General features: G+C 71.5%; 18 protein-coding genes and 5 tRNA genes. 14 read left to right on the forward strand and 9 right to left on the reverse strand.

What is annotated here, in order from left to right:
• Nucleotides 1-151: 151 nt before the first annotated feature.
• Complete coding sequence (locus tag ABZT14_RS10420; RefSeq protein ID WP_356299403.1) at nt 152-895, forward strand: metallophosphoesterase; 744 nt, start codon at nt 152-154, stop codon at nt 893-895.
• Between the two features lie 3 nt (nt 896-898).
• Complete coding sequence (locus ABZT14_RS10425; protein WP_356299405.1) at nt 899-1,540, forward strand: LysE family translocator; 642 nt, start codon at nt 899-901, stop codon at nt 1,538-1,540.
• Between the two features lie 131 nt (nt 1,541-1,671).
• Here ABZT14_RS10425 and ABZT14_RS10430 read toward each other — a convergent pair whose 3' ends face one another.
• Nucleotides 1,672-3,414, reverse strand: coding sequence for a beta-galactosidase family protein (locus tag ABZT14_RS10430; RefSeq protein WP_356299407.1), 1,743 nt, complete (start codon nt 3,412-3,414; stop codon nt 1,672-1,674).
• Between the two features lie 149 nt (nt 3,415-3,563).
• Entirely contained in the window at nt 3,564-3,998 is a 435-nt protein-coding gene (locus ABZT14_RS10435; RefSeq protein WP_356299408.1) for a hypothetical protein, read from the reverse strand.
• 392 nt (nt 3,999-4,390) lie between these two features.
• Between ABZT14_RS10435 and ABZT14_RS10440 the strand changes: the two genes are divergently transcribed.
• Nucleotides 4,391-5,578 carry a serine hydrolase domain-containing protein gene (locus tag ABZT14_RS10440; protein WP_356299410.1) on the forward strand — a complete coding sequence of 396 codons (1,188 nt, stop codon included), beginning with the start codon at nt 4,391-4,393 and terminating at the stop codon, nt 5,576-5,578.
• 176 nt (nt 5,579-5,754) lie between these two features.
• A complete protein-coding gene (locus tag ABZT14_RS10445; protein ID WP_356299412.1) occupies nt 5,755-7,059 on the forward strand; it encodes a haloacid dehalogenase-like hydrolase in 1,305 nt (434 codons plus the stop codon).
• Nucleotides 7,060-7,247: 188 nt separating this feature from the next.
• Here the strand turns inward: ABZT14_RS10445 and ABZT14_RS10450 are convergent, their stop codons facing one another.
• Nucleotides 7,248-8,054 carry a glycoside hydrolase family 16 protein gene (locus ABZT14_RS10450; protein ID WP_356300129.1) on the reverse strand — a complete coding sequence of 269 codons (807 nt, stop codon included), beginning with the start codon at nt 8,052-8,054 and terminating at the stop codon, nt 7,248-7,250.
• A 344-nt stretch (nt 8,055-8,398) separates the two neighbouring features.
• Here ABZT14_RS10450 and ABZT14_RS10455 point away from each other — a divergent pair, with 344 nt between their 5' ends.
• The gene (locus ABZT14_RS10455; protein WP_356299414.1) at nt 8,399-9,514 is read left to right on the forward strand and encodes an NADAR family protein; all 1,116 of its coding nucleotides are present in this window, start codon (nt 8,399-8,401) and stop codon (nt 9,512-9,514) included.
• A 164-nt stretch (nt 9,515-9,678) separates the two neighbouring features.
• On the opposite strand, the gene ABZT14_RS10460 is transcribed toward ABZT14_RS10455, so the two are convergent.
• The 3 genes from ABZT14_RS10460 to ABZT14_RS10470 all read right to left on the reverse strand — a co-directional run bounded on the left by ABZT14_RS10460 (nt 9,679) and on the right by ABZT14_RS10470 (nt 12,831).
• Nucleotides 9,679-9,751: transfer RNA gene (locus ABZT14_RS10460), tRNA-Lys, on the reverse strand.
• A 391-nt stretch (nt 9,752-10,142) separates the two neighbouring features.
• Nucleotides 10,143-12,173, reverse strand: a complete 2,031-nt coding sequence (locus ABZT14_RS10465; protein WP_356299416.1) for a DEAD/DEAH box helicase — start codon at nt 12,171-12,173, stop codon at nt 10,143-10,145.
• Between the two features lie 304 nt (nt 12,174-12,477).
• Nucleotides 12,478-12,831 carry a metallopeptidase family protein gene (locus ABZT14_RS10470; RefSeq protein ID WP_356300132.1) on the reverse strand — a complete coding sequence of 118 codons (354 nt, stop codon included), beginning with the start codon at nt 12,829-12,831 and terminating at the stop codon, nt 12,478-12,480.
• Nucleotides 12,832-12,928: 97 nt separating this feature from the next.
• Here ABZT14_RS10470 and ABZT14_RS10475 point away from each other — a divergent pair, with 97 nt between their 5' ends.
• Both ABZT14_RS10475 and ABZT14_RS10480 read left to right on the forward strand, forming a co-directional pair.
• Nucleotides 12,929-14,548, forward strand: coding sequence for a metallophosphoesterase (locus ABZT14_RS10475; protein ID WP_356299418.1), 1,620 nt, complete (start codon nt 12,929-12,931; stop codon nt 14,546-14,548).
• 133 nt (nt 14,549-14,681) lie between these two features.
• Nucleotides 14,682-14,754: transfer RNA gene (locus ABZT14_RS10480), tRNA-Glu, on the forward strand.
• Nucleotides 14,755-14,998: 244 nt separating this feature from the next.
• Here ABZT14_RS10480 and ABZT14_RS10485 read toward each other — a convergent pair.
• Complete coding sequence (locus ABZT14_RS10485) at nt 14,999-16,414, reverse strand: WhiB family transcriptional regulator (protein ID WP_356299420.1); 1,416 nt, start codon at nt 16,412-16,414, stop codon at nt 14,999-15,001.
• Nucleotides 16,415-17,006: 592 nt separating this feature from the next.
• On the opposite strand from ABZT14_RS10485, the gene ABZT14_RS10490 reads away from it, so the two are divergent.
• The 5 genes from ABZT14_RS10490 to ABZT14_RS10510 all read left to right on the forward strand — a co-directional run bounded on the left by ABZT14_RS10490 (nt 17,007) and on the right by ABZT14_RS10510 (nt 22,578).
• A tRNA-Asp gene (locus ABZT14_RS10490) sits at nt 17,007-17,081 on the forward strand.
• Nucleotides 17,082-17,085: 4 nt separating this feature from the next.
• Nucleotides 17,086-17,162, forward strand: a tRNA-Phe gene (locus ABZT14_RS10495).
• A 437-nt stretch (nt 17,163-17,599) separates the two neighbouring features.
• Entirely contained in the window at nt 17,600-17,809 is a 210-nt protein-coding gene (locus tag ABZT14_RS10500) for a hypothetical protein (protein ID WP_356300135.1), read from the forward strand.
• Nucleotides 17,810-18,146: 337 nt separating this feature from the next.
• The gene (hrpA, locus tag ABZT14_RS10505) at nt 18,147-22,238 is read left to right on the forward strand and encodes an ATP-dependent RNA helicase HrpA (protein WP_356300138.1); all 4,092 of its coding nucleotides are present in this window, start codon (nt 18,147-18,149) and stop codon (nt 22,236-22,238) included.
• Nucleotides 22,239-22,503: 265 nt separating this feature from the next.
• Nucleotides 22,504-22,578 (forward strand) — tRNA-Asp (locus ABZT14_RS10510).
• 808 nt (nt 22,579-23,386) lie between these two features.
• Here ABZT14_RS10510 and bldC read toward each other — a convergent pair.
• Nucleotides 23,387-23,593, reverse strand: a complete 207-nt coding sequence (gene bldC / locus ABZT14_RS10515; protein ID WP_356299422.1) for a developmental transcriptional regulator BldC — start codon at nt 23,591-23,593, stop codon at nt 23,387-23,389.
• Between the two features lie 468 nt (nt 23,594-24,061).
• A complete protein-coding gene (locus ABZT14_RS10520; protein WP_356299424.1) occupies nt 24,062-25,003 on the reverse strand; it encodes a hypothetical protein in 942 nt (313 codons plus the stop codon).
• 230 nt (nt 25,004-25,233) lie between these two features.
• On the opposite strand from ABZT14_RS10520, the gene ABZT14_RS10525 reads away from it, so the two are divergent.
• Nucleotides 25,234-26,349, forward strand: a complete 1,116-nt coding sequence (locus ABZT14_RS10525; protein WP_356299426.1) for a Glu/Leu/Phe/Val dehydrogenase dimerization domain-containing protein — start codon at nt 25,234-25,236, stop codon at nt 26,347-26,349.
• A gap of 275 nt (nt 26,350-26,624) precedes the next feature.
• Nucleotides 26,625-26,870 (forward strand): DUF3073 domain-containing protein, encoded by a 246-nt coding sequence (locus ABZT14_RS10530; protein ID WP_356299428.1) that lies wholly within the window; start codon nt 26,625-26,627, stop codon nt 26,868-26,870.
• The last annotated feature ends 58 nt before the right edge of the window (nt 26,871-26,928 follow it).

Genomic DNA, 26,928 nt, shown 5'->3' on the forward strand with positions numbered 1-26,928 from the left:
CTCGCCGTACTCTCCCGCCCAGGCTAGAGCTAACGCTTAATTTCTATTATTCCATTAGGTACAGTGGGCGCGCCCGCTCGCACCCACCGGGAGAACCCAGCTCGACACCCCACTCGACACCCCGCGACACCCCACCGGGAGAAGAGGCCCCATGACCCTGCTGTTGGCACAGATCAGCGACCTGCATCTGGACGGCACCGCCCGCACCCGGCACCGGGTACGACGGGTGGTCGACCACCTGGCCTCGCTGCCCCGCGCGGTGGACGCCCTGCTGGTGACCGGGGACATCGCCGACCACGGCGCGGAGGAGGAGTACCGGGAGGCCGCCCGTCTGCTGCGGCTGCCCTTCCCGGTGCTCACCTGCCCCGGCAACCACGACGACCGCGCCACCTACCGCCGCGTCCTGCTGGGCGAGGCCCCCGACACCGGGCCGGCCCACCGGCTGCACCGGCTCGACGGGGCCGCCGTCCTCGCGCTGGACGCCACCCTCCCCGGCCGTAACGAGGGCGAGCTGACCGAACGAACCCTCGCCTGGGCGGACCGGGAGCTGGCCCAACTCCCTCCCGGCACACTGGTGTTGCTCGCCTTCCACCAGCCCCCGGTACGCCTCCACCACCCGTTGCCGGACGGCTCCTCGCTGCTCCACCCCGAACGGCTGGCCTCCTGGATGGCGGGCCACCCCGAGGTGGCCGGGGTACTCACCGGGCACGCGCACACCTCCGCCGCCACCGTCTTCGCCAGCCGCCCCCTGGTGGCCTGCCCGGCCACCACCTGGACACTGCGGCTGCCCTGGGAGGGCGACGAGCCGGCCGACCTGGACCAGCCGCCCGCCCTCGCCTACCACCTGCTGGAACCGGACGGCCGGTTGGCCACCCACTTCCGCACCGTGGTCTGAGCGGTGCCCTCCCTCCACGTCCTGGGTGGCTTCCTGCTGGCCGTCCTCCCGCTGGTCGCCACTCCGGGGGCGAGCCTGGCCCTGCTGACCGGGAACGTCGCCGTTCGGGGCCCGGGCGCCGCGCCCCCGGTGATCGGGGGCACCGTCACCGGCCTGTACGTCCACGCCCTGCTGGCCGCGACCGGGCTGTCCGCCCTGGTGACCGGTTCCGAGGGGGCGTTCACCGTGGTGCGGCTGGTGGGCGCCGGCTACCTGGTGGCGCTGGGGCTGTGGACCTGGCTGACCCTGGGCACCCACCGAGGGACCGGGTCACCCGACGACGGCCCGACCGCCGCCCCGGTCGGAGCGGTCACGGCCCGGCCCCTCTACGTCCAGGCCCTGTGGGGGAGCCTCCTCAACCCGAAGGCCGCCGCCATCCACCTCACCCTGGCGCCCCAGTTCGTACGCCCCGACCAGCCGCTGACCGGTCAACTGGTCGCCCTGGCCACGGTGCAGGCCCTGCTGGTCACCGGCTGGCTCGGCCTGTGGGCCCTGCTGCTGGGCCGTACCGGCCATCTGCTGGCCGGCCCCCGCGCGCGGCTGCTCCTCGGTCGGATCACCGCGCTCACCCTCGTCGCCCTCGGGGTGGGTTCGGCGGTCGGCTGAACCGGCCCCTCACACCGTGGGGCCGTCGAACCGTCGAACCGTCGGGCCCAGGAAAGAGGCTCCCCCGCCAAGGAAAGGCCCCCCGACCACCGGCCACCGGCAGGTGTCGGCTCCCCCGGCGGGTGTCGGCCTCAGGCCGTCGGGCCCAGGTCCGGTTCCGCCCGCAGCTCCCCCACCGGCCGCTCGGGCGCCCGCTCCAGTTCCAGTACCACCCACTCGTTCTCGCCCGGGCGCAGCACGGGCGCCGGCACGTAGAGGGTGCGCTGGGGGCCTCGGTTCCAGTAGCGGCCCAGCGGGAAGCCGTTCACCCACACACAGCCCTTGCCCCATCCCGGCAGGGCCAGGTAGGTGTCGGCGGGCCGTTCGACGGTCAGGGTGCCCCGGTGGAAGGCCGGCCCCTCGACGTCGCCGCCCCCTTCGCCGGCCCGCTCCCAGGGGAGCGCGGTGAGGTCGGACAGCGGCAGGGCGTGCTGTTCCCAGCCGAACAGGTACTGCCTTCCGTGGAGCACCCCGTCCACGATGCCCTTGCGCTCCCCCAGTGGGGGCCCGTAGTTGATCCGGCCCATCGCCTCCACCAGCAGGGTCAGTTCGGCCCCGGCCTCGGGTACGCGCAGCGGCACCGAGGTGCGGCCGTCCCGTTCCAGTACGGCCAGGTGCCGGCCGTCCACCGTGACCCGGGCCCAGTCCCGCAGTCCCTTCACCCGCAGTTCGGTGTCCTCCTCGCGGGGGCCGGGCACCCGGGTGCGGTAGAGGACCAGCCCGGTGGACTCGCCCAGTTCCTCCAGGGTGCGCGGGGTCGCGGACCGTACGGCGCCGGTGGTGAGCGCGTCCAGGCAGTCGTCCAGGGGCAGCCGTTCGGGCAGTGCGACCGGACCGGGTGGCAGGGGGTCGGGGTGGTGGTCCGACGGTGCCGGAGGCAGCGTGGTGTGGCGGGCCAACACCTCCCGGTACGCCCGGTACTTGGGGGTCAGTCGGCCGTCCTCGGCGATGGGGGCGTCGTAGTCGTAGGAGGTGACGGTCGGTTGGTAGGCGCCGTCGGCGCCGTCACCGTCGGCGTTGGCCCCGGCGGTGAACCCGAAGTTGGTGCCGCCGCAGGCCATGTAGAGGTTGACCGAGGCCCCGTGCCGGAGGATCTCCTCCAGTCCGGCCGCCGCGTCCTGGGGGTCGCGGGTGGTGTGCCGTTCTCCGTGGTGGTCGAACCAGCCGTTCCAGTACTCCATGCAGAACGGCGGGTCCTCGGGCCGGTGCCGGGCCAGTACGGCGAACTGTTCGGCCGCCCGGGAGCCGAAGTTGACGGTGGCCCACACCCCGGGCAGGGTGCCGCCGGTCAGCATCCAGTCGGTCGCCCCGTCCGAGGTGAACAGCGGCACCTCGACGCCCCGTCGCCGTAGTCCGTCCGTCAGGTGGCGCAGGTAGTCGCGGTCGTCACCGTAGGAGCCGTACTCGTTCTCCACCTGCACCATGATCACGTTGCCGCCCCGGGTGACCTGGTGGCGGGCGAGGCGGGGCACCAGTGCGTCGAAGTAGCGGTCGACCGGCTCCAGGAAGGCCGGGTCGTGGCAGCGCAGTGGCCCCGGGAGCCAGGACGGCAGCCCTCCGTTGTCCCACTCCGCGCAGATGTAGGGCCCCGGCCGTACGATCGCCCGCAGTCCGGCGGTGGCCGCCGCCCGCAGGAACCCCTCCAGGTCCGCGAGCCCCTCGAACCGGAAGGCGCCGGGCCGTGGTTCGTGGAGGTTCCACGGCACGTAGGTCTCCACGGTGTCCAGCCCCATGGCCCGCAGCTTGGCGAGCCGGTCCGGCCACTGGTCGGGGTGGACCCGGAAGTAGTGCATCCCTCCGCTGAGCACACGGCCTACGCCGGGAACCTCGGACACCCGCCCCTCCTAGCCGCCTCGTCCGCCACCGCGACCGTACGCCGGCGGTCGCCGGCCGGCCGCCCGCGCCTACGTAGCGCCCCCGGTACCCTCCCCCGACCGGCCGTCAGCTACCCGGCGGCCGGGGCACGGACGGGGCCGACGGCGCGTCAGTCGGGGCACTGCCCGGAGGAGATCCGCAGCGTACGGTCCCTGCGGTGCAGGTTCACCGTCTCGGTCCCCCGGGTGCCGCTGGCCGTGACCCGGGTCTGCCACTCGCCCGGCGAGCAGCGGGCGCCCACCCGGACCGCGCGGTCGACGCTGGCCGGCACTCCGGCCACCTTGGAGGCCGTCTGACCGCCGTCCCGGTACAGGGCGACGGTGACGTTCATGGTGCGGGGTCTGGAGCCGCACTCCACCCACGCCCCGGTGCGCACCGTCCCCCCGGACAGCCGGGGGCCGTCGTCGGAGAAGACCACCCGGCAGCCGTGGGCGGCCGACTCGGTGTCCCGCGCGCCGCCCGAGCCGTCCTGTCCCCACGCGTACAACAGCAGCAGCACCATCGCCACGGCGATGGTCCCGCCCGCACCCTGTGAATCGGCCATGTCGCACTCCCGTCGAACGGCGGCCGGCTCCCGGCGGCGACGGGCCCCGCGCGACCCCACGGGCCGGGAGGTGCCGTCGTCGGCGCTGTCGCGTCGGAGGGCGGTGGACCGCCCGCCTCTCGCGTACGGGGAGGACCGCTGCCGTGAAGATACCCACCCAAAACCGGGCCATCTCCCCCATGGGGTCCAACGAAACGGTAACCACCGGGGGTCGGGCCACGACACCCCCGCGCACCGACCACTCGGGGAGCTGACCCCACGTCAATCGGCCCCGTGGGGTCCCTCGTACCGGCACCGGTGTCCCAACTTCCCTGCGGGGCACGGGAGTTGAGGCGTCGACGGAAACCGGAAGCACCCGTCACGGTGATCGTCGCGGTGCCAGGATGGGCCGCATGACGACGACTGGTGGTATCGACATCGACGGCGAGGTGGTGGCCGGGTTCGCACCGGTGCGGGAGGCGTTCGAGGCGAACTTCACCCGGCACGGCGACCTCGGCGCGGCCGTGTGCGTCTACCTTCACGGCCGGCCGGTGGTGGACCTCTGGGGCGGTGTGGCCGACCCCGAGACCGGGCGCCCCTGGCAGCGGGACACCCTGCAACTCGTCTACTCGGCCACCAAGGGGGCCACGTCCACCGCGGTGCACCTGCTCGTCCAGCGCGGCCTGTTGGACCTGGACGCCCCGGTGAGCTGGTACTGGCCCGAGTTCGGCGCGAACGGCAAGGAGGACATCCCCCTGCGCTGGCTGCTGTCGCACCAGGCGGGCCTGGCCGCCCTGGACCGACCGCTGCCGCTGCGCGAGGCGTTGGACTGGTACCCGATGGTGGACGCGTTGGCCGCCCAACGCCCGCTGTGGACCCCGGGTACCGCCCACGGATACCACGGCCGGACCTGGGGCTGGCTCGTCGGCGAGGTCATCCGACGCGTCTCCGGCCGGACCCCGGGCCGCTACTTCGCCGACGAGGTCGCCGCGCCCCTCGGGCTGGACTTCCACATCGGGCTGCCGGAGGCCGCGCGCGACCGGGTCAGCCGGATGACGTACCGCCGGTCGGACATCGACCTCGCCACCGTGGACCCCGCGACGCTGCCCGAGGAGGTCCGCGAGGTGGTCGCCGCCTGGGCCGACCCCGACTCCCTCAGCAACCGCGCCTTCGCGCTCACCGACCCGGTGGAGATCGACTTCAACTCCCCCGAGGTCCAGCGCGCCGAGATCCCCTCCTCCAACGGCATCGGGACCGCCCGGTCCCTGGCCCGGATGTACGCCGCCCTGGTCGGCGAGGTCGACGGCGTACGGCTGCTCACCCCGGAGACGGTGGAGGCGGCCACCCGGGAGCAGGCCGGCGGCAGGGACCGGGTACTGGTGCTCCCCAGCCGGTTCGGCGCCGGCTACCTGCTGCCCACCCAGGTCACCCCCCTGACCGGGCCGAGCGCCTTCGGGCACACCGGACGCGGTGGCTCCCTCGCCTTCGCCGACCCCGAACGGGGCATCGCCTTCGGCTATGTGATGAACCATGTGCGGGAGGGCGTCGACGACCCCCGGGCGGCCTCACTGGTGGACGCGGTGCTCAGGTCGTTGGGGTAGCGGATCCGGGAGGAGGTACCGGCCAGGGGCGTCGCCCGGCCGGCCCTCGGCCTCTGACGTACACCGAGGACGCAGGTGTACGGTTCCGCTCCAGGACGGGGGAACGGGGGCGCGGCCCGCCTCCGGGAACCCGGGCCTGGTCCTGTCCCGCATCCCGTCGCAACCGGAGCCGCCCCATGCGTAGCAGATCCCTGTTGGCCGCCCTGAGTCTGGCCGCCGTCGCCGTGGTCACCGCCGCTCACCCCTCGGTGGGGCAGTCGACGGAACAGTCCCCCGCCGGGGGGAAGTCGGACCAGCGGCACTGTCCGCAGCTGTCCAAGAAGCTCAAGTGGTACGGCGACAACCGGGACAAGCTCCAGAAGGTGATCGACGAGCGCGGGCTGTGCGGGAAGAACGCGGGGAACCGCACCCACCCCCGTCCGGTCGCCGCCTTCGACTGGGACAACACCGTCACCAAGAACGACATCACCGACAGCACCATCGCCTGGGCCCTGGAGCACGACAAGATCCTGCGTCCCAAGAGCTGGAAGTCCACCAGCAAGTGGATGACCCGGGCCGCGCACCGGGCGCTGACCGAGGCCTGCGGCACCGACGTACCGGTGGGCAAGCCCCTGCCGACGTCGAAGAACGTGGAGTGCACGGACGAGATCCTGGAGATCCGGCACGACGCCCAGACCATGGACGGGGAGCCGGCGTTCGAGGGCAAGTGGGACTACCGCCGCACCAAGCCCAACTACGCCTGGGTGCCGCAGCTGTTCGCGGGCCACACCCCGGCCGAGGTGACCGCGTACGCGGCGAAGGCGCGCAAGGAGGTGCTGGCCGCGCCGGTGGGCGAGGAGAAGACGGTGGGCACCCACACCATCCACGGCTACGTGCGCTACTACAAGCAGGTCAAGGACCTGATCGCCACCCTCCAGAAGGCCGGCTTCGAGGTGTACGTGGTCTCCGCCGGGTCGGAGCCGGTGACCGAGGCGTGGACCCCGGGGGTCGGGGTGGACGCCGACCACACCATCGCGATCCGCAGCGTGCTGAAGAACGGCCGGATCACCACCCGCACCGAGGGCTGCGGTGACATGCCGGACAGCAAGGGCGAGGCCATCCCCTACATCGACGGCAAGCGCTGCTGGATCAACAAGGACGTCTACGGCATCAAGGGTGCCGACGCCTGGGAGCGGCAGGACTGGAAGCACACCATCGCCCTCGGCGGGGGTGACGCGGACACCGACGTGACCTTCGTCAACGACGCCACCGGCGCCCACCTGGTCCTCAACCGGAACCAGAACGAGATCATGTGCCGGGGCTACGACAACGCCGACGGCCGCTGGGTGGTGAACCCGATGTTCATCGAGCCCCTGGAGCGCAAGGAGACCTTCTACCCCTGCTCCTCGGCCGCCTACATCAACCCCAACGGCGCGCTGAGCCCCGTCCAGCGCCCGGACGGCAGCGTGGTCCCCGACCAGGCGGACCGCATCCACGGCTGAGCGACCCCCCGTACGACCCGACCCGGTACCCACTCGTACGGGTACCGGGCACCGAACACCCCAGGCCCCTGGGCCCGTTGGAGACAACGGGCCCAGGGGCCTGGTCGCTGTGTGGCCGGGGTGTGCCGGGTGGCCGGTGGCCGTGAGGCCCCCGTGGGCCGGCCGCACGGCCGGGAGCTGGCGCCCGGTCAGTCGCCGCTGGTCACCCGTACGTAGTCCACCACCAGCTCGGACGGGAACTGGGTGTCACCGTCCGGGTCGCCCGGCCAGTCGCCGCCCACCGCGAGGTTGAGGATCATGAAGAACGGGTGGTTGAACGCCCAGTCACCGCTGACGTCGGCGGGGGTGCGGGTCTGGTAGACGTTGCCGTCCACCGACCAGGAGATGGAGTCCGGCGCCCAGTCGATGGCGAAGGTGTGGAAGTCGTCGGCGAACGCCTCACCGTTCGGGAGGGTGTAGCCGGCCCCGACGCCGTCGCCCCCGGAGTAGCCCGGGCCGTGCAGGGTGCCGTGCACGGTGTCGGGTTCGAACCCGACGTTCTCCATGATGTCGATCTCGCCGGAGTCCGGCCAGCCGATGTCACCGAAGTTGTCGCCCAGCATCCAGAACGCCGGCCACATGCCCTGTCCCCGGGGCACCTTGAGGCGGGTCTCGATGTGGCCGTACTCCTGGGTGAACTTGCCGGCGGTGTTCAACCGTGCCGAGGTGTACTCGCAACTGCCGTACCAGCACTGGTAGTCGCCGGGGTTCTCCTTCTTGGCCGTGATCACCAGGTTGCCGTTGCCGTCCAGGGCGGCGTTGTCGGTGCCGTTGGTGTACCACTGCCGTTCGTGGTTGTTGACGTTGTCACCGGTCTCCAGCTGCCACTTGCTGTCGTCCACGGCCGATCCGGCGGGACCGTCGAAGTTGTCCTCGAAGACCACGGCCGCCTGTCCCGCCCGGTCACCGTCCCGGGTCTCGGCGGCGGAGCTGGTGGCCATGGTGGACCAGCTCAGGGTGGCCGCGAGGCCGAGTGCGAGGGCGGCGGTGGTACGGGGTCGCTTTCCCAGTTGCCTTAGAAGAATGGAACTCACCTCATCTGCGCGGGGGGAACGCTGTTCTGGGTGAAGAGGGGGAATCCGCCGGTCAGGGGGGTGGGAACACAGGGGGAACGTAGTTCGACCGACGGGGGACGTACTTGGTCCGTACTTTTCTTGCTTCATGAGTTAACTGTCTTGACGTATCCCCGTCAAGAGTCACGTCATCAGGTGAAGCCTCGAAGCCGCCGGCCCGCCCCCGAACCCCGTCGCCGTCCACCCCGACGCCCCACCGGCCGGGCCCACTTCGACACCATCACCCGATGCGCGACAACCGCACCCTCCACCGCCGTGCCGACGGGGTCCTGGTCCCCGGCACCTGGCGCCCCGTCTTCCTCCACAACGCCGGCACCCACTACCTCACCGACCTGCGGATCTACGCCGACGGCATCATCGACTGCGGAGAACTGGCCACCCTCGACCGGTTCGAGGAGCTGCTACGCCAGGGCCGCGTGGCCACCCGGCTCCCCGAGGGCGCCTGGGCCTCCGGCACCGGCCTGGCCGCCTGGAGGTTCCACCAGCCACACTCGCACCTCACCCCCGAGCTGCTGGTGGCCGAAGTCCGGGACACCGTCGACGAGTTGAACGGCCGACCGGACTCCACCGGCCGCTGCCTGGCGGCCGTGGACACCTTCCTCGCCGACCGTACGGAGGAGAACCGGGCCGCCGCCCGTACCGCCTACCTGGCCATCCCCGAAACCCGACGCCGTTACGCGCTGGGCGACATGGACCGGCAGGACGAGCCGCTGCGGGTGCTGGTCGCCGGCCCCGGCGGGCAGGTCGAGGACACCTCGGACGAACCGGTGACCGAGGGGGAGTACCAGGAGGCACTGGAGTACTTCGCGGAACGCGCCCGGTGGATCGCCGAAGCCCCGTCCCGGACAGCGGCGGACGGACCGGCGACCCCGTACGCTCCGGCGGTCCACCTCCACCAGTCCCACCCGCTCCGACGACAGGCGAACCCCGACATCCGGGCCCTGCGCAACGACTACCCCGCCCCGGTCACGGTCGACGGGATCACCCACCCCACGGTGACCCACGCCTACTGGGCCGCCTCGGTCACCGACCCCACGGTCCGTCAGGCGATCCGGGAGGCCAACAACGCCTTCCACGCCCACTCCCTCACCGTCGGGACACCCCCACGCGAAGGCTGGGACCAAGCCCGCACCGCCGTGATGGCCCGGCTGATGCGAGCCAAGTACGACCAGCACCCGGACCTGGCGGAGATCCTGCTGTCCACCGGGGACGCGACCCTGGTCTACGACGACGGGCAGTCCGGCTTCTGGGGTGACGAGGCGGGGCGGGGCCGCAACTGGGTCGGGCGGCTGCTGGAACTGGTGCGCTCCGAGCTGGCCGCCCACCGGGCCGGTATCGCCTGAGCCCCGGGGGCGCGCTCCTCCCCGCGACGGAAGGAGTCGGCGGGAGAGGGGAGGACCGCGCCATGAACGCGCGGTGCGGTTCCGGCTCGCCGCCCGACGGTGCGGAATCGCCGGGAGACGAGGACCAGGAAGGTCACCGCCGAGACCAGCGGCTGAGCGGAAGGTAGGCCGCGTGGGACTCGAACCCACAACCTACAGATTAAAAGTCTGCTGCTCTGCCAATTGAGCTAGCGGCCCGCGAAGCCAGCATAGCCGCACCGGGGAAGCGAACTCACGCGCCTTTCCCCGGCGGGGCGTGCCCCCGCCCGCGCGGCTCCCGGGAGGTACCGCTCCCCGGGGTGACGGGCGCCGCCCCGACCTGGGCCGGTGGCCGCCGTGCCGGTACGGGCCGGGGTGCGCGGAGGCGCTCCGGGAGCCGTCCTCGGTACCCACGGACGCTCGGGGTGCTCGGGGGGCGCTCGGAAGTACCGAACGCCCGGCCCGGTGGTTGCCCGTCGTACGGCGCCCAGCGACCGGGCGGCGGCTCGCCCCGATGACGCCGGTGCCCCCGGAAACGGCGACGGGCCCGGTCGGCGGTCGACGTACAACCACCCACCGGGCCCGGTCGGTTCACCTGGTGTGTCCCGGGTCAGCTGTTGCCCTTCCAGCGCGGCTTCTCGGTCCGACGGTCGAAGGAACGGCCGGCGGGGTTGCCGCCCCGACGCTCCTCACGACGGCCCTGGGGACGCCGGTCGTCACGGCGGTCGAAGGAACGCTCCCGACGGAAGTTGCCCCGCTCGCCCCGGGTGCCCTCGCGGCGGAAGCCGCCCGGACGCTCCCGGTCGAAGGAACGGTCACGGTCAAAGGAACGGTCACGGTCGAAGGAGCGCTCGCGACCGTGCGAACGGCCCTCCCCACGGTCCCGGTCCTGGTGGTACGGACGACGGTCGCCCCGGCCGCCCTCCCGGCGGAAGCCTCCACGGTCGCCCCCACGATCGCCGTCGCGGCGGTCGCCGTCCCGACGGCCCTGCGGACGGCCACCGTCCCGGCGCGGCCGGTGCTCGTCACGCTGGACCCGCTCCCGCTGACGCTGCTCCTCGCGGCGGGCGGCCTCGCGGGCGCGCTCCTCCTCGGCGGCGATCTCACGGGCGGTCACCTCGGCCTGGTTCGCGGCCGACTCGGCGAGCGCGGTCTGCGGGTCGTCGCCCCGCTCGCGGGCGGCACGCACCGTCAACCGGTCGGCCTCCTCGCGGAGTTCGTTGGCCCGGCTCTGCAACTGCTCCAGCTTGCGGCCCAGTTCACGGGCCTCCCGCTCGGCCTGCAACGCGGACTGGGAGGCGGACACGGCCTGCACCTCGGTCAGCGACCGGGCGCCCACGATCGTGGACACGTCCTCGTCGAAGGCCTCGCCCCGGCCGATGATGTGCCGGGAGGCGTCCACACCGGCGTCCTCCATCAGCCGGAAGATGGTGCGCCGCTGGTGGGGCAGAGCCAGGGACACCACGGTGCCGGACCGGCCGGCGCGGGCGGTGCGGCCACTGCGGTGCAGGTAGTCCTTGTGGTCGCCGGCCGGGTCGACGTTGAGCACCATGTCGACGTTGTCCACGTGGATGCCCCGGGCGGCCACGTCGGTGGCGACCAGGACGTTGACCTGGCCCTCCTTGAAGTCGGCCAGGGTCCGGGTGCGGGCGCCCTGGGTCATCCCGCCGTGCAGGGCGTCGGCGCGTACGCCGGCCTCCCGCAGCTGTTCGGCGACCCGGTCGGCGCCCATCTGGGTCCGTACGAACACGATGGTGCGGCGGCCGTCGCCACCGGCGATGGCGGCGGTCAGCGGGGCCTTGTCACGCGGCTTCACGATCAGCACGTGGTGGCTCATGGTGGTCACCGCGCCCTGGGCGGCGTCCACCTCGTGGCTCACCGGCTCGACGAGGTACCGCTTGACCAGGGTGTCGATCTCGTTCTCCAGCGTCGCGGAGAACAACATCCGCTGCCCGCCCTCGGGCAGCATGTCGAGCAGCTCGGTGACCTCGGGCAGGAAGCCCAGGTCGGCCATCTGGTCGGCCTCGTCCAGGACCGCGATCTGCACGTCCTGGAGGGAGCAGGCGCCCCGGTTGATCAGGTCACGCAGCCGGCCGGGGGTGGCGACCAGGATGTCGACGCCGCGCTCCAGGGCGTAGATCTGGTTGCCCATGGAGGTGCCGCCGCAGACCACCTTGAACTTCAGGTCCAGGGTGTCGCCGTACGGCTGGAGGGCGTCGGACACCTGCATGGCCAGCTCGCGGGTGGGGGTGAGGATCACGCCACGGGGGCGCTTGCGCTCGGTGTGCCCCCCGGCCAGCCGGGCCAGGGTGGGCAGGCCGAAGGACAGGGTCTTGCCGGAACCGGTACGGCCCCGGCCGAGGATGTCCCGCCCGTTGAGGGCGTCCGGGATGGTGGCGGCCTGGATGGGGAACGGGGTGGTCACCCCGTTGCGGTCGAGCTTGCGCACGATCGGCTCGGGCAGCCCGAGGTCGGCGAAGGTGACGGTGGGTTCCTCGGTGGCGGGGGTCTCCCCGTCGAGGTCCAGCTCGGTCGGACCGGTCAACTCCTGGCTCCCGGTGACGAGTTCGTCCACGGTTTCCACGGTGTCGAGGGCGTCCACGGTGTCAGGGGTGAGGGCGGCGGTGCTGGATGGGGACATGCGAAAAAGGAACCTTCCGGAGTCAAAGTCGGCACGCGCCCAGAACTCCGTGTTTCGCGATGTCGCTAAGACCGCCTCGATGCGGTCAGCCACGGCTCAGCAGAGAACGCGCCACGCGGCGCGCTTCGGTTTGGGGCGCCGGGCAAATGGGATCAAACGATCGACCAGCATACGCATCCGCCGTGCGGCCTGGCAAACCGGCTCCACCGGCGTTCCCGCCCGTGGTCACCGGCGACACCAACCCCTCCGGCGCGCCTGGTCTTCGACCACCGTACGCCATTCCGGTACGGCCCGGAGGCCGGGGTCAGCCGTAGCCCAGGGCGTGCAGCCGCTCGTCGTCGATGCCGAAGTGGTGGGCCACCTCGTGCACCACCGTGACCTCCACCTCCTCCACCACCAGGTCCCGACCGCCCTGCCGGTCGGCCACCATGCGCAGCGTCGGACCCTGGTAGACGGTGATCCGGTCCGGGAGCACCCCGGCGTACCACTCCCCCCGTTCGGTCAGCGGGGTCCCCTCGTACAGGCCCAGCAGCTCGGGGTCCTCGGGAGGCGGCTCCCCCTCGACGAAGATCGCCACGTTGTCCATCAACCGTGTCAGTTCGGGAGGAATGCGATCCAGCGCCTGGGCCACCAGTTCCTCGAACTCCTCGCGCGTCATCTCCAGCACTCGCCCATTGTCGGCCAGATGTCCGCGCCCGTCCTTCGCTCGGGTACCGCTGGTTTCCCAGACCGACCCCTTGGGGCATATCGGGCGCATGGCCGGTAACGCCAGCAGTCCCCACGAGTCCCGTCGACCCCCGCGTACCGCCCCGCTCCGGGCGCCCGCCGCCCTCCTCCGCCGGGTACGCCGACGGCTTGGGCGCTCCCGGCCGCACCGCCACGACCCGGAACTGTCCCTCCACCCCCGCCCCCACCCGTACGCCCGCGCCGCCGGACTGGTCGCGGTGACCGTGCTCGGCGCCTGGCTGGGACTGCTGGCGGTGGGCAGCGTCCGCACCCCGGTGGGCCCCATGGACACCCACATGACCCTGCGGCCGTCCTTCAGCGGCGGCACCAAGATCAACGTTCCCCCACTCGGGGCGCTGACCCTGGACAGCCACCACGGCCCGCTGCGCCTGGACGTCGACGTGGACAAGCTCGACCCGGTGCGCTCCCGCGCCCTGGTGGACCGGCCCGAACGGCTGGGCGCCCTGGAGTCGACGATCAGCGAGGACGTCGGCCAGGGCACCCTGGACCTGGCGGTACGTTCCTGTGTGGCCGTGGTGTGTGGCGCCACCGCCCTGGGGCTGGCGGTGTACCGGCGCCCGCGCAGGGCGCTGCTCTCCGGCGGGCTGGCGCTGACCCTGCTGCTGGCGTCCTCCGCCACCGCCTACGCCACCTGGAACCCCCGCTCGGTGCTGGAACCCCGCTTCTCCGGGCTGCTGTCGGGCGCCCCCTCGGTGGTCGGCGACGCGCGCAGCATCGTCACCGACTTCAACATCTACCAACAGGAGCTGGCCCGGCTGGTCACCAACATGACCAAGCTGTACGACGCCACCACCACCCTGCCCACCTACCAGCCCGACCCCACCACCCTGCGGCTGCTGCACGTCTCGGACATCCACCTCAACCCGGCCGCCTGGAGCATCATCCGCTCGCTGGTGAAGCAGTACGACATCGACCTGATCGTGGACAGCGGCGACACCATGGACCACGGCACCACCGCCGAGAACGGGTTCCTCACCCCGGTCGCCGACCTGGGGGCGCCGTACGTCTGGGTGCGCGGCAACCACGACTCCGAGGACACCCAGAAGGCCATGGAGAGCAAGAAGAACGTGACCGTCCTGGACGACGGCACCCCCCACACGGTGGCCGGGGTACGGCTGGCCGGCATCGGGGACCCCCAGTTCACCCCGGACCGCTCCGTGGACTCCGGGGGCGACCCCCAGGAGCGGAGGGAGGGGCGCGCCCTCGCCCGCTCGCTGCGGGAGGCCCGGGCCGAGGGCGACCCGGTGGACATCGCGGTCACCCACAACCCGGTCGCCGCCGAACAGGTCGCCGGCACCGTGCCGTTGGTGCTGGCCGGTCACACCCACAACCGGAGCCAGCGCGCCCTCCCCGACGGCACCCGGATGATGATCGAGGGCACCACCGGCGGGGGCGGGCTGCGCGCGGTGGAGGACGAGACCCCGCAGAAGGTGCAGGCCTCGGTGCTCTACCTGGACCGGGAGAGCAAACAGCTCCAGGCCTGGGACGAGATCACCCTCGGCGGCCTGGGCCTGACCACCGCGGAGGTCAGCCGCCGACTGCCGGGAGAGGCCAGGCCCGGGTCCTCCCCCTCCCCCACCGTCCCGTCCACCCCGGCGCCGTCCACCGAGGGGTCACCGTCCGACTGATCACGCCGGACCGGACGGGTCCCCGGCCGGTCCGGGAGGGCCCCGAAGGCCCGGGCAAAGGTTTTGGCGAACCGTAGACCCATCCCATATGCTGCCCGAGTCCCAGTGGTCCCTCGGGCCCGGTTGGCCAGAAGCCCTCATCGTCTAGTGGCCCAGGACGCCGCCCTTTCAAGGCGGTAGCACGGGTTCGAATCCCGTTGGGGGCACCCTTCTTCTCACTCGGCCCGCTCCTCGTCAGCAGGAGCGGGCCTTGTCGTACGCGCCGCCCGTACGGCCACCCCGGTCCACGCCCAGCCCCGTGCCGGCCGCGTACGGCCCCTGCTCCCCTCCTCGTCCCGGTGACCCACCGCCCACGGGCCCCCGGGCCACTCCCCGGTACGCCCCGGCACCCGCGACAGGCGCCGGGGCACGGGCTGTTCAGCCGCCGAGCGGGCGGACAGCCCGCACCGATCAGACCGCCGCCAGACCCTCGAAACGGTGCCCCTGACCCACCTCGCTGGGCACATAGGTGCCCCGGGCCACCCGGCGCAGCCGCCCGTCCCTCGCCAGGGTGGACAGCACGTTGCTGACCACCTTGGACGGGTCGCGCGCCACCTCGCTGAGCCCCACCGGGGCGTGCTCCAGCTGCCGTATCACGTCGGCGATGGTGAACGGCACGGTGTGGGCGAGGGCGAAGTTCTCCACCGCCCGACGGATGCTGAGCCGACCGCCCCGCCCCCACAGGTGGGGGCGCGCGCCACCGGCCGGGTCCCGGCCCAACTCGGCGAGGGTGGAGCGCAGCCGCTCCAACACCCCGACCAGGTCGGTGAGTTCCGGCCGGTCCGACACCGAGGCCAGCATCCTGGACGCCGTCACCATCCCCTCCACCTCGGGGTTGGCTCGGGCGATCAGCGAGGGCAACAGGGACCCACGGAGCGCGCCCACCGGGTCGACGGCGGCCAGCCGGGGCACCTGGCTGGTGACCGCCGCCTCCGGCTCCCCCGCGCCGGCCCCCTCGGGCACGGCGGCCAGCAGCCGGTCCCGGCAGTCGGCGATCCGCTCGGCGGCCTCCCGGGTCACCCCGCTGTCGGGGACGGCGGCCAGCATCACCACGAGCTGCTCGATCCCGGTCAGGACGGGAACCACCCGGTGCACCAGGGGCCACAGCACCGCCTCGTAGACGGCGGTGGCCGGATCACGAGGGGAGAAGGTCACCGTGGTGCGGCCCTCGCCGTCCCGGTCACCCGCCTCCGACTCCCGCACCACGCGCACCGGTTGTTCGCGCTGCTCCGGGCTCCGCCGTTGGCGGGGGATACGGGAGACCGGCCGGGGCCGGCCGTTGCCTACCCCCGCGGGCTGACCCCACTCGACCGATCTTTTCTGTTGCAATGCGTCGAAGGCGTCCAGCAACCTGGCGTCGTCAGGGGCGCCCACCGACTCGTCGCGGCGCTCACGCTCCCTGGCCCGGGCCAGTCGGCGGGCCACCGTGCTGCGGCTGCACCCCAGCCGGGTGGCCAACTGGCTGTTGCTCGCCTGGGGGTTGCGGCGCTTCTCCGCGAGGGCCTCCTGGCTCACGTCCAGCGCCCCGGCCGGCAGGGGCTCGTCCAGCTCCAGCCGTTCCCGCAGCCAGGCCCGGTCCGCCCCGGTGGTGCCGGCCACGAAGCCCATGGGCTCCGGGGAGGTCACCGCCTCCCGCAGGCAGTCGGTCCACAGCGGGCAGGCGGCGCACAGGTCCCTCGCCTGGCGGGCCAGCCGCAGGTGTTCCTCCCACTCCCGCAACCGGGACGCCGACTGTGGCGGCGGCTCCTCCAGCAGCGGGTGCAGATACAGGTCTTTCCGCTGTGCACAGGACAGCCCCGGACCTTCACCGGGTTCCCTACTCGTCATCAACACGCAGCGCCCCTCCCCCGTAACTCCGTGCAGCGATCACGAGACGGAGAGCCTAGGGAATTTGCAAGCGCATGGCAAAGGGTTTGGTGGAATTCGGAACGAACCCAGACCCTTGACAGGCTGGTGGAGTCGGGGCCAACCGGCGCGAGGGGCAAGCGATTTGGGGGTTTCGTACGCAAACATCAGGCGGTCGCCGAACGCTGTCGTCCAGAAGCTGTGAGTAGCGCCACAAATTCCACCGGTGTATTTCGATGTGCTTCCAGGCCAACGGTCACCCGGCACCGTCGAGCACCCCTCGGTACCAGGCACCACACCGCCGGGAGGCTCACCGAGACCGTCCGCCGAGGACCCGCACCGTGGACGCCCCGGCGGGGGCGGCGAAGCCCTCCCCTTGCCCGCGCGGCCTCCACACCGGCTCTGATACTGTGAGCGCGCGACGTCAGCCCATGGACGAGCACCCCCAGGATCACCGGTTACGACCGGAGTTCGGGGTGTGCGCACCAGGGTCGGCGGAGGCCGAGGAGCTCCGGGACAATCCGGTTCGGAGCACCTCACATCCTGTGCGAGACTAGTCCCGCACCGCGAGCGAGGTCCTGTGGAGCAGTTTGGAGTGCTCGCCACCCTGTCAAGGTGGAGGCCGCGGGTTCAAATCCCGTCAGGACCGCTCCGGCTGGGTAGCTCAGTTGGTACGAGCGTCCGCCTGAAAAGCGGAAGGTCGCCGGTTCGACCCCGGCCCCAGCCACCAGTTTCACCAGGGAACCCCCTGTCGGACATCCGACGGGGGGTTCTTCCGTGGGGTGCCCCACTCGGGAACACGGCCCGCCGGCGGGCCCTGTACGGCACCAGAGCCGTGGCAGCACCTGACTGATGCCACCACCCCCTTCGTACGGTCGCCGCCCCCTCGTACGGTTCGACCGACCGAACCGACCGGGGCGCCCAACCCGGCCCCGCCCCACGGGAGTTCGCCCCCGGGCCGTACCGCGCACCGCCGTACGGGCCCCGGCGCTCCCGGCCGGGAATCCGTTCGAGAGGCGTACCCCCGGCTGGTTACCGGAAGCGGCCGGCCGGGCCCTTTCGGTCAAAGGCTGGCCGGTCCGCCGCCACCTCCTCCGTACGGTCGCCGAAGCCCCACCCGAGCCCCTACAAGAGGGCTGGCGGAGTGGAGAGGAGGAGATCCGGGTGGTGCTGAACATCAACCTCGCGTTCTTTCTGACGGTCATCGTCGTACTGCGCCTCAGACGGCGGACCGAGGCACGCAGCCGTGCCGACGAGAGGATGACCGTGGCCATCGTCCTGCTGTTGGGCGTGCTGATCGCGCCCACCGAGTTCGGGCAGGGGCTGGTCCGCGCGACCGGGCAGCTGCTGGAACAGGTCGCCCGCGTACGACTGTGACCGTCACCACCGCGTACGGCCGCCACGGGTGAGGCGCTGCCCGGTCGGGCCGTGCTGGCGGCGGCGTGACCCGGGGCCGGCCCACGGGTCCCGGGAAACAGGTTGGCGACCCGATTCGGACAGATGAGATCCTGGGGCCGGTATGTCTACTTCCCCCGACTCCCCACCAGCCCGCCGCCGCGCCGTGCGGCGCCCCGCTCGTCAGCGCTCCCCCGAGGGGTCCGGCCCCGCCGGGGCGCGGGCGGACACCCCGGCAGCCGACCCGTCGGCGGACCGTACGGCGCGCCGCGAGCCCCGCTCGACGGGCCGCCGTACAGACGCCGGCCCGCGCCCCGAGGTGTCCGTGGACGAACTGCGCCGGCGCCTCGGCACGGTGAGCCTGCTGGACGAACGACGGCTGGGCCGCAGGCTGGAGGGCGTACGCAAGGTCCGCAAGCCCTCCGCACGGCAGGCGGTGCTGGACGAGATCGCCACCGAACTGGAGCGGGCCGAGGAGCGGGTGGCGCGCCGGGCGGGTGCCGTACCGGCTGTCACGTATCCCGAGCAGCTGCCGGTGAGCCAGCGCAAGGGCGCCATCCTGGAGGCGGTACGGGACCACCAGGTGGTGATCGTCGCCGGCGAGACGGGTTCGGGCAAGACCACCCAGATCCCCAAGATCTGCCTGGAGTTGGGGCGGGGGGTGCGCGGTCTGATCGGGCACACCCAGCCCAGGAGGATCGCCGCCCGTACGGTGGCCGAGCGGGTGGCCGAGGAGCTGCGGACCCCGCTGGGCGAGGCCGTGGGGTGGAAGGTCCGGTTCACCGACCAGGTCGGTGAGAACACCCTGGTGAAGCTGATGACGGACGGCATCCTGCTGGCCGAGATCCAGCAGGACCGGGAGCTGCGCCAGTACGACACGATCATCATCGACGAGGCGCACGAACGCAGCCTGAACATCGACTTCCTGCTGGGGTACCTGGCGCAGTTGCTGCCCAGACGGCCGGACCTGAAGGTGATCATCACCTCGGCCACCATCGACCCGGAACGCTTCGCCCGGCACTTCGGCCGCTTCGCCTCGGTGCCGGCCGAGGAGGCCGGGAAGGCCCCGGAGGCCGGCCGGACCACCGAGCCTCCACAGGCGCCGATCATCGAGGTGTCGGGGCGGACCTACCCGGTCGAGGTGCGGTACCGGCCGCTGGCCGAGGGCGAGGAGGACGAGGAGGACCGCGACCAGGTCACCGCGATCTGCGACGCGGTACGGGAACTCCAGGCGGAGGGGCCGGGCGACATCCTGGTGTTCCTGTCCGGGGAGCGGGAGATCCGGGACACGGCGGACGCCCTGGAGAAGCTGCGGCTGGCCTCCACCGAGGTGCTGCCGCTGTACGCGCGGCTGTCGCACGCGGAACAGCACCGGGTGTTCCAACCGCACCCGGGCCGACGGATCGTGCTGGCCACCAACGTGGCCGAGACCTCGCTGACGGTTCCCGGCATCCGTTACGTGGTCGATCCGGGCACCGCCCGCATCTCCCGCTACAGCCACCGCACCAAGGTGCAGCGGCTCCCGATCGAGGCGATCTCGCAGGCCAGCGCCAACCAGCGCAAGGGGCGCTGCGGCCGGACCAGCGACGGGGTGTGCGTCCGGCTGTACTCCGAGGAGGACTTCCTCTCCCGTCCCGAGTTCACCGACGCGGAGATCCTGCGCACCAACCTGGCCTCGGTGATCCTCCAGATGACGGCGGCCGGGCTGGGGGAGATCGAACGGTTCCCCTTCATCGACCCGCCGGACCGGCGCAACATCAAGGACGGCGTACAACTGCTGGAGGAACTCCACGCGTTGGAGGCCTCGGGCACCGGAAGTGCGCGGCGGCTGACGGACACCGGACGCCGGCTGTCCCAGCTGCCGGTCGACCCCCGGCTGGGGCGGATGGTCCTGGAGGCCCAGCGCAACGGCTGCGTGCACGAGGTGATGGTGATCGCCGCCGCGCTGTCGGTCCAGGACCCCCGGGAACGGCCGGTGGACAAGCAGCAGCAGGCCGACCAGCAGCACGCCCGGTTCCGGGACGAGACCAGCGACTTCCTGACGTACCTGAACCTGTGGCGCTACGTCCGCGAGCAGCAGCGGGCGCTGTCCTCCTCGGCGTTCCGCCGGATGTGCCGGTCGGAGTTCCTCAACTACCTGCGGATACGCGAGTGGCAGGACATCTACACCCAGCTGCGGCAGGTCGCCAAGAGCATGGAGGTGCGGCCCGTCGAGTCCTCCGAGGCCTCCGATGACGCCGTGCACCAGTCGCTGCTGGCGGGGTTGCTGTCCCACCTGGGGTTGAAGGATCCCGACAAACACGAGTACCTGGGGGCCCGGGGGGCCAAGTTCGCGATCTTCCCGGGTTCGGCCCTGTTCAAGAAGGCCCCCCGGTGGCTGATGTCGGCGGAGCTGGTGGAGACCTCGAAGCTGTGGGCCCGGGTGAACGCCCGGATCGAGCCGGAGTGGATCGAGCCGCTGGCCGAGCACCTGGTGAAGCGGCAGTACAGCGAGCCGCACTGGGAGCAGAAGCAGGCCGCGGTGATGGCTTTCGAACGGGTGACCCTCTACGGGGTGCCGATCGTCGCTCAGCGTAAGGTCAACTACGGGCGGATCGACCCGGAGACCAGCCGGGAGCTGTTCATCCGGCACGCGCTGGTGGAGGGCGACTGGCGGACCCACCACCAGTTCTTCCGTGACAATCGCAAACTCCTGGACGAGGTCGAGGAGTTGGAGCACCGGGCCCGTCGCCGGGACATCCTGGTGGACGACGAGACGCTGTTCGACTTCTACGACCAGCGGGTGCCCGACCACGTGGTGTCCGGGGCGCACTTCGACTCCTGGTGGAAGCGGCGCCGCCGCGAGGAACCGGACCTGCTGAACTTCGAGAAGTCCATGCTCATCAACGAGCGGGCCGGCCAGATCACCAAGGAGGACTACCCGGACCACTGGCGGCAGGGCCGGCTCAGGTTCGGGGTGACCTACCAGTTCGAGCCCGGCGAGGACCAGGACGGGGTGACCGTCCACGTGCCGCTCCAGGTGCTCAACCAGGTCGACTCGGCCGGCTTCGACTGGCAGATCCCCGGGCTCCGCCGGGACCTGGTGACCGAGCTGATCCGTTCGCTGCCCAAGCCGGTACGCCGCAACTGCGTGCCGGCGCCCAACTTCGCCGAACGCTTCCTGGCCGTACGACCGGGGCCGGACGAGGCCGCGCCGGAACCGTTGACCTCGGCGCTGGCCCGCGAGTTGGGGCGGATGACCGGGGCGCGGATCAGCGCGGAGGACTTCGACTGGTCCAAGGTGCCCGACCACCTGCGGATCACCTTCCGAGTGGTGGACGAGCGCGGCCGGCCGGTGACCTCCGGCGAGGGCGGCCAGGCCGGCAAGGGCGGCCGGGGCGGCCAGGCTGGTCGGGAAAGCGCCGAGGACGGCGACCTGGAGGTCCTGCGGCACCGGATGCGGTCCCGTACCCGGCAGGCGCTGTCCCAGGCCTTCGAGTCCTCCTCCCGACGGCAGGCCGAACGGGGCGAGGGCACCCCGGTGCCGGCCGACCGGAAGGGGTTGACCTCCTGGACGCTGGGCGAGCTGCCGCGCACCTTCGAGAGCCGTCGGGGTGGTCAACCGGTCCGGGCGTACCCGGCGTTGGTGGACGAGGGCTCCTCGGTGGCCGTGGAGCTGTTCGACAGCGAGGCCGAGCAGCGGGAGGCGATGGTCGCCGGCACCCGTCGGCTGATCCTGCTCAACCTGCCCAACAACCCGGCGAAGTTCGCCCAGGACCGGATGTCCAACCGGGACAAGCTGGCCCTGTCCCGCAACCCCCACGGCGGGGTGCAGGCCCTGTTCGACGACTGTGTGGCCGCCTCGGTGGACCAGCTGGTGGCCGCCCACGGCGGCCCGGCCTGGGACGAGAAGGCCTTCGGCGCCCTGTTCGATGCGGTGCGCGCGGAGGTGGTGGACCGCACCCTGACCACCGTCGCCCGGGTACGGGAGGTGCTGGCCGCCTGGCACTCCTGCGAGGAGCGGCTGCGGTCCCTGAACAGCCCGGCGCTGCTGTCCTCGCTGACCGACGTACGCGAGCAGTTGGCCCGGCTGGTGCCGGCGGGCTTCGTGACCCTGCACGGGGCGGGGCGGTTGCCGGACCTGTTGCGGTACCTGGTCGCCGCCGACCGCCGGTTGCAGCAGATGCCCACCCACGGGGAGCGGGACCGTTCCCGGATGGCCAAGGTGCACCAGATGTGGGACGAGTACCTGTGGCTGCTGGAGCAGTTCCCGCCCGGGCGTCCGGTACCCGAACAGGCCCGGGAGGTGCGGTGGATGATCGAGGAGCTGCGGGTGAGCTACTTCGCCCACGCCCTGGGCACCGCCTACCCGGTGTCCGACAAGCGCATCGAGCGGGCGGTGGACGCAGCGGCCCCGGCGGGGGCGACCTGAGGAGCCGAGGTGGGGCGCTGGCCCCGGGCGCCGTGGGGGCCGACGACGGGGCGGGGTACGGGCCCTCGGACGGTCCCGAACGGCTCGCCCCGACCCGGCTCGGGTGGTCCCGCGCCGGGTGTGACCCCGGTGATCGCCCGGCCCTCCACCAGGGCTTCGGGACGTGTACGGCCCCTCGCACAGGGTGAGTTCGCCAGGGGGCGCGCGGCTGCTGTACAGTCTCGTCTCGCGTCGACCGGGGCTGACCCGGGGGACGCGACCACCAGGTCCTGTGGAGCAGTTTGGAGTGCTCGCCACCCTGTCAAGGTGGAGGCCGCGGGTTCAAATCCCGTCAGGACCGCACATAAGGCCCGGAGCTCAGGCTCCGGGCCTTATTTGTTTTTGCCGAAAGCCCCCTACGTATTGACTCCCGCCATCGCCGCCCAGTAGGTCTGAACCTCGGAGGTGGTGTCCATGAACTCTCCACATCTGTCAGGGGTTTGTGGTGAACCCGGGAGCACCTCCTTCGTCACGCCCGTCACACGGGACCTCACACACCCCACAGGCACCCACTCCACCCCGGCCAGCTCGTCACCTGCCGCACGGCAGGCCCCTGAGGCCCCCTCAGAACGCCCACGAGGAAGCCCGGCGCCCCCGGGGCGTCGTACGGACCCCCAGGGGGCCGTATCCGCGTCCACCGCCGCACGGAGCCCCAACCGGGGCCAGGGGGGCGGGAGTTGATCACATGGGCCGGCCCCTACCGCGCCGAAGCGCACGAGGACAAGAGGGCATCCATGTGAGGGTAGTCACTCCGTTTCCGGGAACAGAGCCGGACCTCACGGAGACCTCACAGCGGGTCAATTTAATATGTGCAATTGCACTACATGGGAGAGGAGCCCCAAGGCCACCGAAATCCCCCTCCCCCGTGCCCGAAGAGGGGCACCGGATGACCGCCCACGGGCAACCGATCAACGCCTCACGGGGACCGATCCGCCGGCTCCACGGCGACCGTCCCGAAACGCGACGATCGCGCTGGACCCGGCGGAGTCCAGCGCGATCCCTGTTCAGGCCCTGTTGGTCAAACAGTCCTGAGGTGGTGCTAGTTGGGCGTCCGAGGAGGTGGGGGCCTCATCCGACGCCCGGCGTATTCTGTTGTTCCACGCCTCTGATCAGGCTTCGGCACGCTGCTGCGGAATGCCCGCGAGCAGAGCGCGCACCTCCGCCTCGCGGTAACGCCGGTGCCCTCCGAGCGTGCGGATCGACGTCAGCTTGCCTGCCTTTGCCCAGCGTGTGACCGTTTTCGGGTCCACGCGGAACATCGACGCAACCTCAGCCGGTGTAAGCAGTGGCTCGGCATCAGGGGTGCGAGCGGTCATGAGCGGCCTCCTCGGGAGAACCGAACCATCACGGTTCTTTCCTCTAAATTCTGCACCTTGCCCCGCGCTGCCCGAAATGGCGCACGCGAGACGAGTCGGTTATAGGACGAACGGCTTGTCCTCGGCACTACAACTACACCATCTGTCCAGCCACGTCGGCCAAACCGATGGAATTGCATCCTCAGGTGTTCAACCTCGGCGGAAGCCGATGGAACATGCCATAACGGACAGTCGCCCATCCGTAACGATCAGTCACAGCCGGATCAGGGTGACCCCCGATCCGCCAAGGAGTGCAATACCGATCTATCCGCCCGCAGTTGGACGTAAGGAGACCTAGCGGACTCCTTGTCCTATTTTGACACGAGGGGTAGCTCTGAGAGCAAGGCGCCGTTACGTGCAATCCATCACGCTTGGGGCAAAAGCCCGTTCGCTATGCGGACGTTGGCGCCCCGCGCACGGGGCCCACCCTCAACTGGCGAACTGCAACTCCCGGACCGCCCTCCAGCGGTCCGTCAGCCGTTCGTACGCCTCGCCGGCCTGTTCACCGTTGCCCTCCCGGAGCGCCTCAAGCCCTTCCGCCACATCAGCGGCGGAACGGTCCTCAGCCAACTGCCGTTCGGGGATCACGGTGACGAGACCGCCGTAGTCCAGCTCGACGAGTGACCGAGGATGAAACTCCTCCAGCCATCGCCCCAGGTCAACCAGTGCGTCCACCAGCGGCTGTCCCAGACGTTCGGCCGCCGACTCCTCGACGCCCTCGGTCTCCAACTCCTCTCGCAGCACCTTCAGCCCCCTGGCGAGCCTCCGCCGCGCCTGGACCATCGGTGTGCGATAGCGGAGGACGAACTGTTCCCCCCGTTTGACCGGAGAGATCCCTGGTTGGTCCTTCTTCTGACCCGAACTCTCGTGCGCAAACTCTTTTTCTTCATCACTGAAGAGGACGAACCACCGAATGGGCACATGCCACAGCGCGCTGCGGATCCACGGCCTCGAATCGGGGTTCCGCTCCCGCCACCGGTCGTAGTCCGCGTCCGCCTGCCGGCGCACCACCGGGGGCAGCGCCGCGTCCAGCACCGACGGGGGCAGGTCCAGCTCGCGGTCCCGCGCGGCCCGGCCCAGTGCCGACAGCGCCTGCCAGCCGCGCAACCTGGTCAACCAGGGGCACACGCACAGCACCCCGTCCACCTCGGCGAGGAAGGCGTCCGCGCTCTCCCGTACCGGCACCGCGACCGGAGGTGTCGGCAGCAGGTCGACCAGCGCCCGCCGCAACTCGTCCTGCGCCGTGGGGCGCCGGTCCCCCCGGGCGTAGCGGGCCCAGTAGGAGCGCTCGGGCTCGGGGAACGCGGCCAACGGCTCGTACACCCGCAGGTACGACGAGTACGGAACGATCACGCCCGGCTTGGGGCCCACGCCTCTCCTCCACATGACTCTCGGTCGTCCTCGGCGGCCCTCCGGGCCTCACGCCCGGCTGCCTACCCTGATCGTGACAGGACCAGCGCCATCCGGCGCCACAGGTCGTACGCTTCGCTGTACGCGGGGCCCACACCCCGCGGAACCGTCTCCAGCGCTCCCGGCCCGGGCACCACCACAAGCGGGACCCGCGCCCGGAGCCTCCCACCGCGACTACAGGAGTCACCACCGTGACTGACGTACGTCCCACCTTCGAATCCGGGGGTGTTCTGCACACCCTCTTCGACTCCGCATACGGCGGCCACGAGCAGGTCGCGCTCTGCCAGGACCGGGCCACCGGACTGAAGGCCGTCATCGCCATCCACTCCACCGCCCTCGGCCCCGCTCTGGGGGGTACCCGGTTCCATGCCTACGCACAGGAGTCGCGGCCCGAGGAAGCGGCCGTACTGGACGCGCTGAACCTCTCCCGGGGCATGTCGTACAAGAACGCCATGGCCGGGCTCGACCACGGTGGCGGCAAGGCCGTCATCCTCGGCGACCCGGACACGGTCAAGACCGAGGAGTTGCTGCTCGCCTACGGCCGGGCCGTCGCCTCCCTCGGCGGACGCTACGTCACCGCCTGCGATGTGGGTACCTACGTGCGGGACATGGACGTGGTGGCCCGCGAGTGCCGCTGGGTGACCGGACGTTCCCCGGAACAGGGTGGCTGCGGTGACTCCTCGGTCCTCACCGCGTACGGCGTCTACCAGGGGATGCGGGCCAGCGCCCAGCACCGCTGGGGCTCCCCCTCCCTGGCCGGCCGCACGGTCGGGGTCGCCGGCGTGGGCAAGGTCGGGCACCTGCTGGTGGAGCACCTGCGTGAGGAGGGCGCCGAGGTGGTGGTGACCGACGTGCGCGCCGAGTCGGTGCACCGGGTGCGCGAGGCCCACCCCGAGGTGCGGGTCGCCGCGAACGTGGACGAGCTGGTCCGCACCGAGGGCCTGGACGTCTACGCCCCCTGCGCCCTGGGCGGGGCCCTGGACGACCAGACGGTGGCCGCGCTCACCGCGGGCGTGGTCTGCGGGGCGGCCAACAACCAGCTGGCCCACCCGGGTGTGGAGAAGGACCTGTCGGACCGCGGGATCCTCTACGCCCCGGACTACGTGGTCAACGCCGGTGGCGTGATCCAGGTCGCGGACGAGCTGCACGGGCCGGACTTCGCTCGTGCCAAGGCAAAGGCGAGCAAGATCTTCGACACCACCCTGGAGATCTACGCCCGTGCCGAGAAGGACGGAGTGCCCCCGGCGGTGGCCTCCGACCGCATCGCGCAGCAGCGCATCGCCGAGGCTCGCCCTCACTCCGCGTAACCGCCACTCACGGGGTGGTGAGGAGATTTCTCTCTCACCACCCCCTGTCGGGTCGATCTCGGCCTACCGGGTAAACTCGCAGCTGACCAGCGAGGACAGGGCCCTCAACTGGTCCTGCGACCCGGCCCGGGACTTCCACGACGTACCGGAAGGGCGCAGAAGCAGGTACGGTTGAAGCCCTACAGACCGGTCTCTCCCTGGAGAGTCCGCTCTTCACTGTGAACGCGTGTCAAGACTCTGGGGCCGTCGAGCCCCGTCGTTGAGGGGGTCGAGCCATGGGGCGCGGCCGGGCCAAGGCCAAGCAGACGAAGGTCGCCCGCCAGCTGAAGTACAACAGCGGCGGAACCGATCTGACACGTCTGGCCGAGGAGCTGGGTGCATCGACGTCGAGCCAGCCGCCGAACGGCGAGCCGTTCGACGATGAGGCGGACGACAACCCGTACGCACAGTACGCGGAGCGTTACAACGAGGAGGACGACGGGGACGAGCAGTCCACGTCGGACAGGCGTCGTCAGGCTTGACGTTCCTCGTCGTCGCGGGCCCCGTACACCACCGTCGGGTGACGGATGCTGGCGAAGG

Source organism: Streptomyces sp. NPDC005438, from assembly GCF_040606315.1.
Lineage (GTDB): Bacteria > Actinomycetota > Actinomycetes > Streptomycetales > Streptomycetaceae > Streptomyces.

Bases quoted from the DNA above. Each gene is read 5' to 3' on its own strand.
- ABZT14_RS10420 (WP_356299403.1), top strand. From the start codon at position 152: ATGACCCTGCTGTTGGCACAGATCAGCGACCTGCATCTGGACGGCACC.
- ABZT14_RS10435 (WP_356299408.1), bottom strand. From the start codon at position 3,998: ATGGCCGATTCACAGGGTGCGGGCGGGACCATCGCCGTGGCGATGGTG.
- ABZT14_RS10440 (WP_356299410.1), top strand. From the start codon at position 4,391: ATGACGACGACTGGTGGTATCGACATCGACGGCGAGGTGGTGGCCGGG.
- ABZT14_RS10445 (WP_356299412.1), top strand. From the start codon at position 5,755: ATGCGTAGCAGATCCCTGTTGGCCGCCCTGAGTCTGGCCGCCGTCGCC.
- ABZT14_RS10455 (WP_356299414.1), top strand. From the start codon at position 8,399: ATGCGCGACAACCGCACCCTCCACCGCCGTGCCGACGGGGTCCTGGTC.
- ABZT14_RS10465 (WP_356299416.1), bottom strand. From the start codon at position 12,173: ATGTCCCCATCCAGCACCGCCGCCCTCACCCCTGACACCGTGGACGCC.
- ABZT14_RS10470 (WP_356300132.1), bottom strand. From the start codon at position 12,831: ATGACGCGCGAGGAGTTCGAGGAACTGGTGGCCCAGGCGCTGGATCGC.
- ABZT14_RS10475 (WP_356299418.1), top strand. From the start codon at position 12,929: ATGGCCGGTAACGCCAGCAGTCCCCACGAGTCCCGTCGACCCCCGCGT.
- ABZT14_RS10485 (WP_356299420.1), bottom strand. From the start codon at position 16,414: ATGACGAGTAGGGAACCCGGTGAAGGTCCGGGGCTGTCCTGTGCACAG.
- bldC (WP_356299422.1), bottom strand. From the start codon at position 23,593: ATGACCGCTCGCACCCCTGATGCCGAGCCACTGCTTACACCGGCTGAG.
- ABZT14_RS10530 (WP_356299428.1), top strand. From the start codon at position 26,625: ATGGGGCGCGGCCGGGCCAAGGCCAAGCAGACGAAGGTCGCCCGCCAG.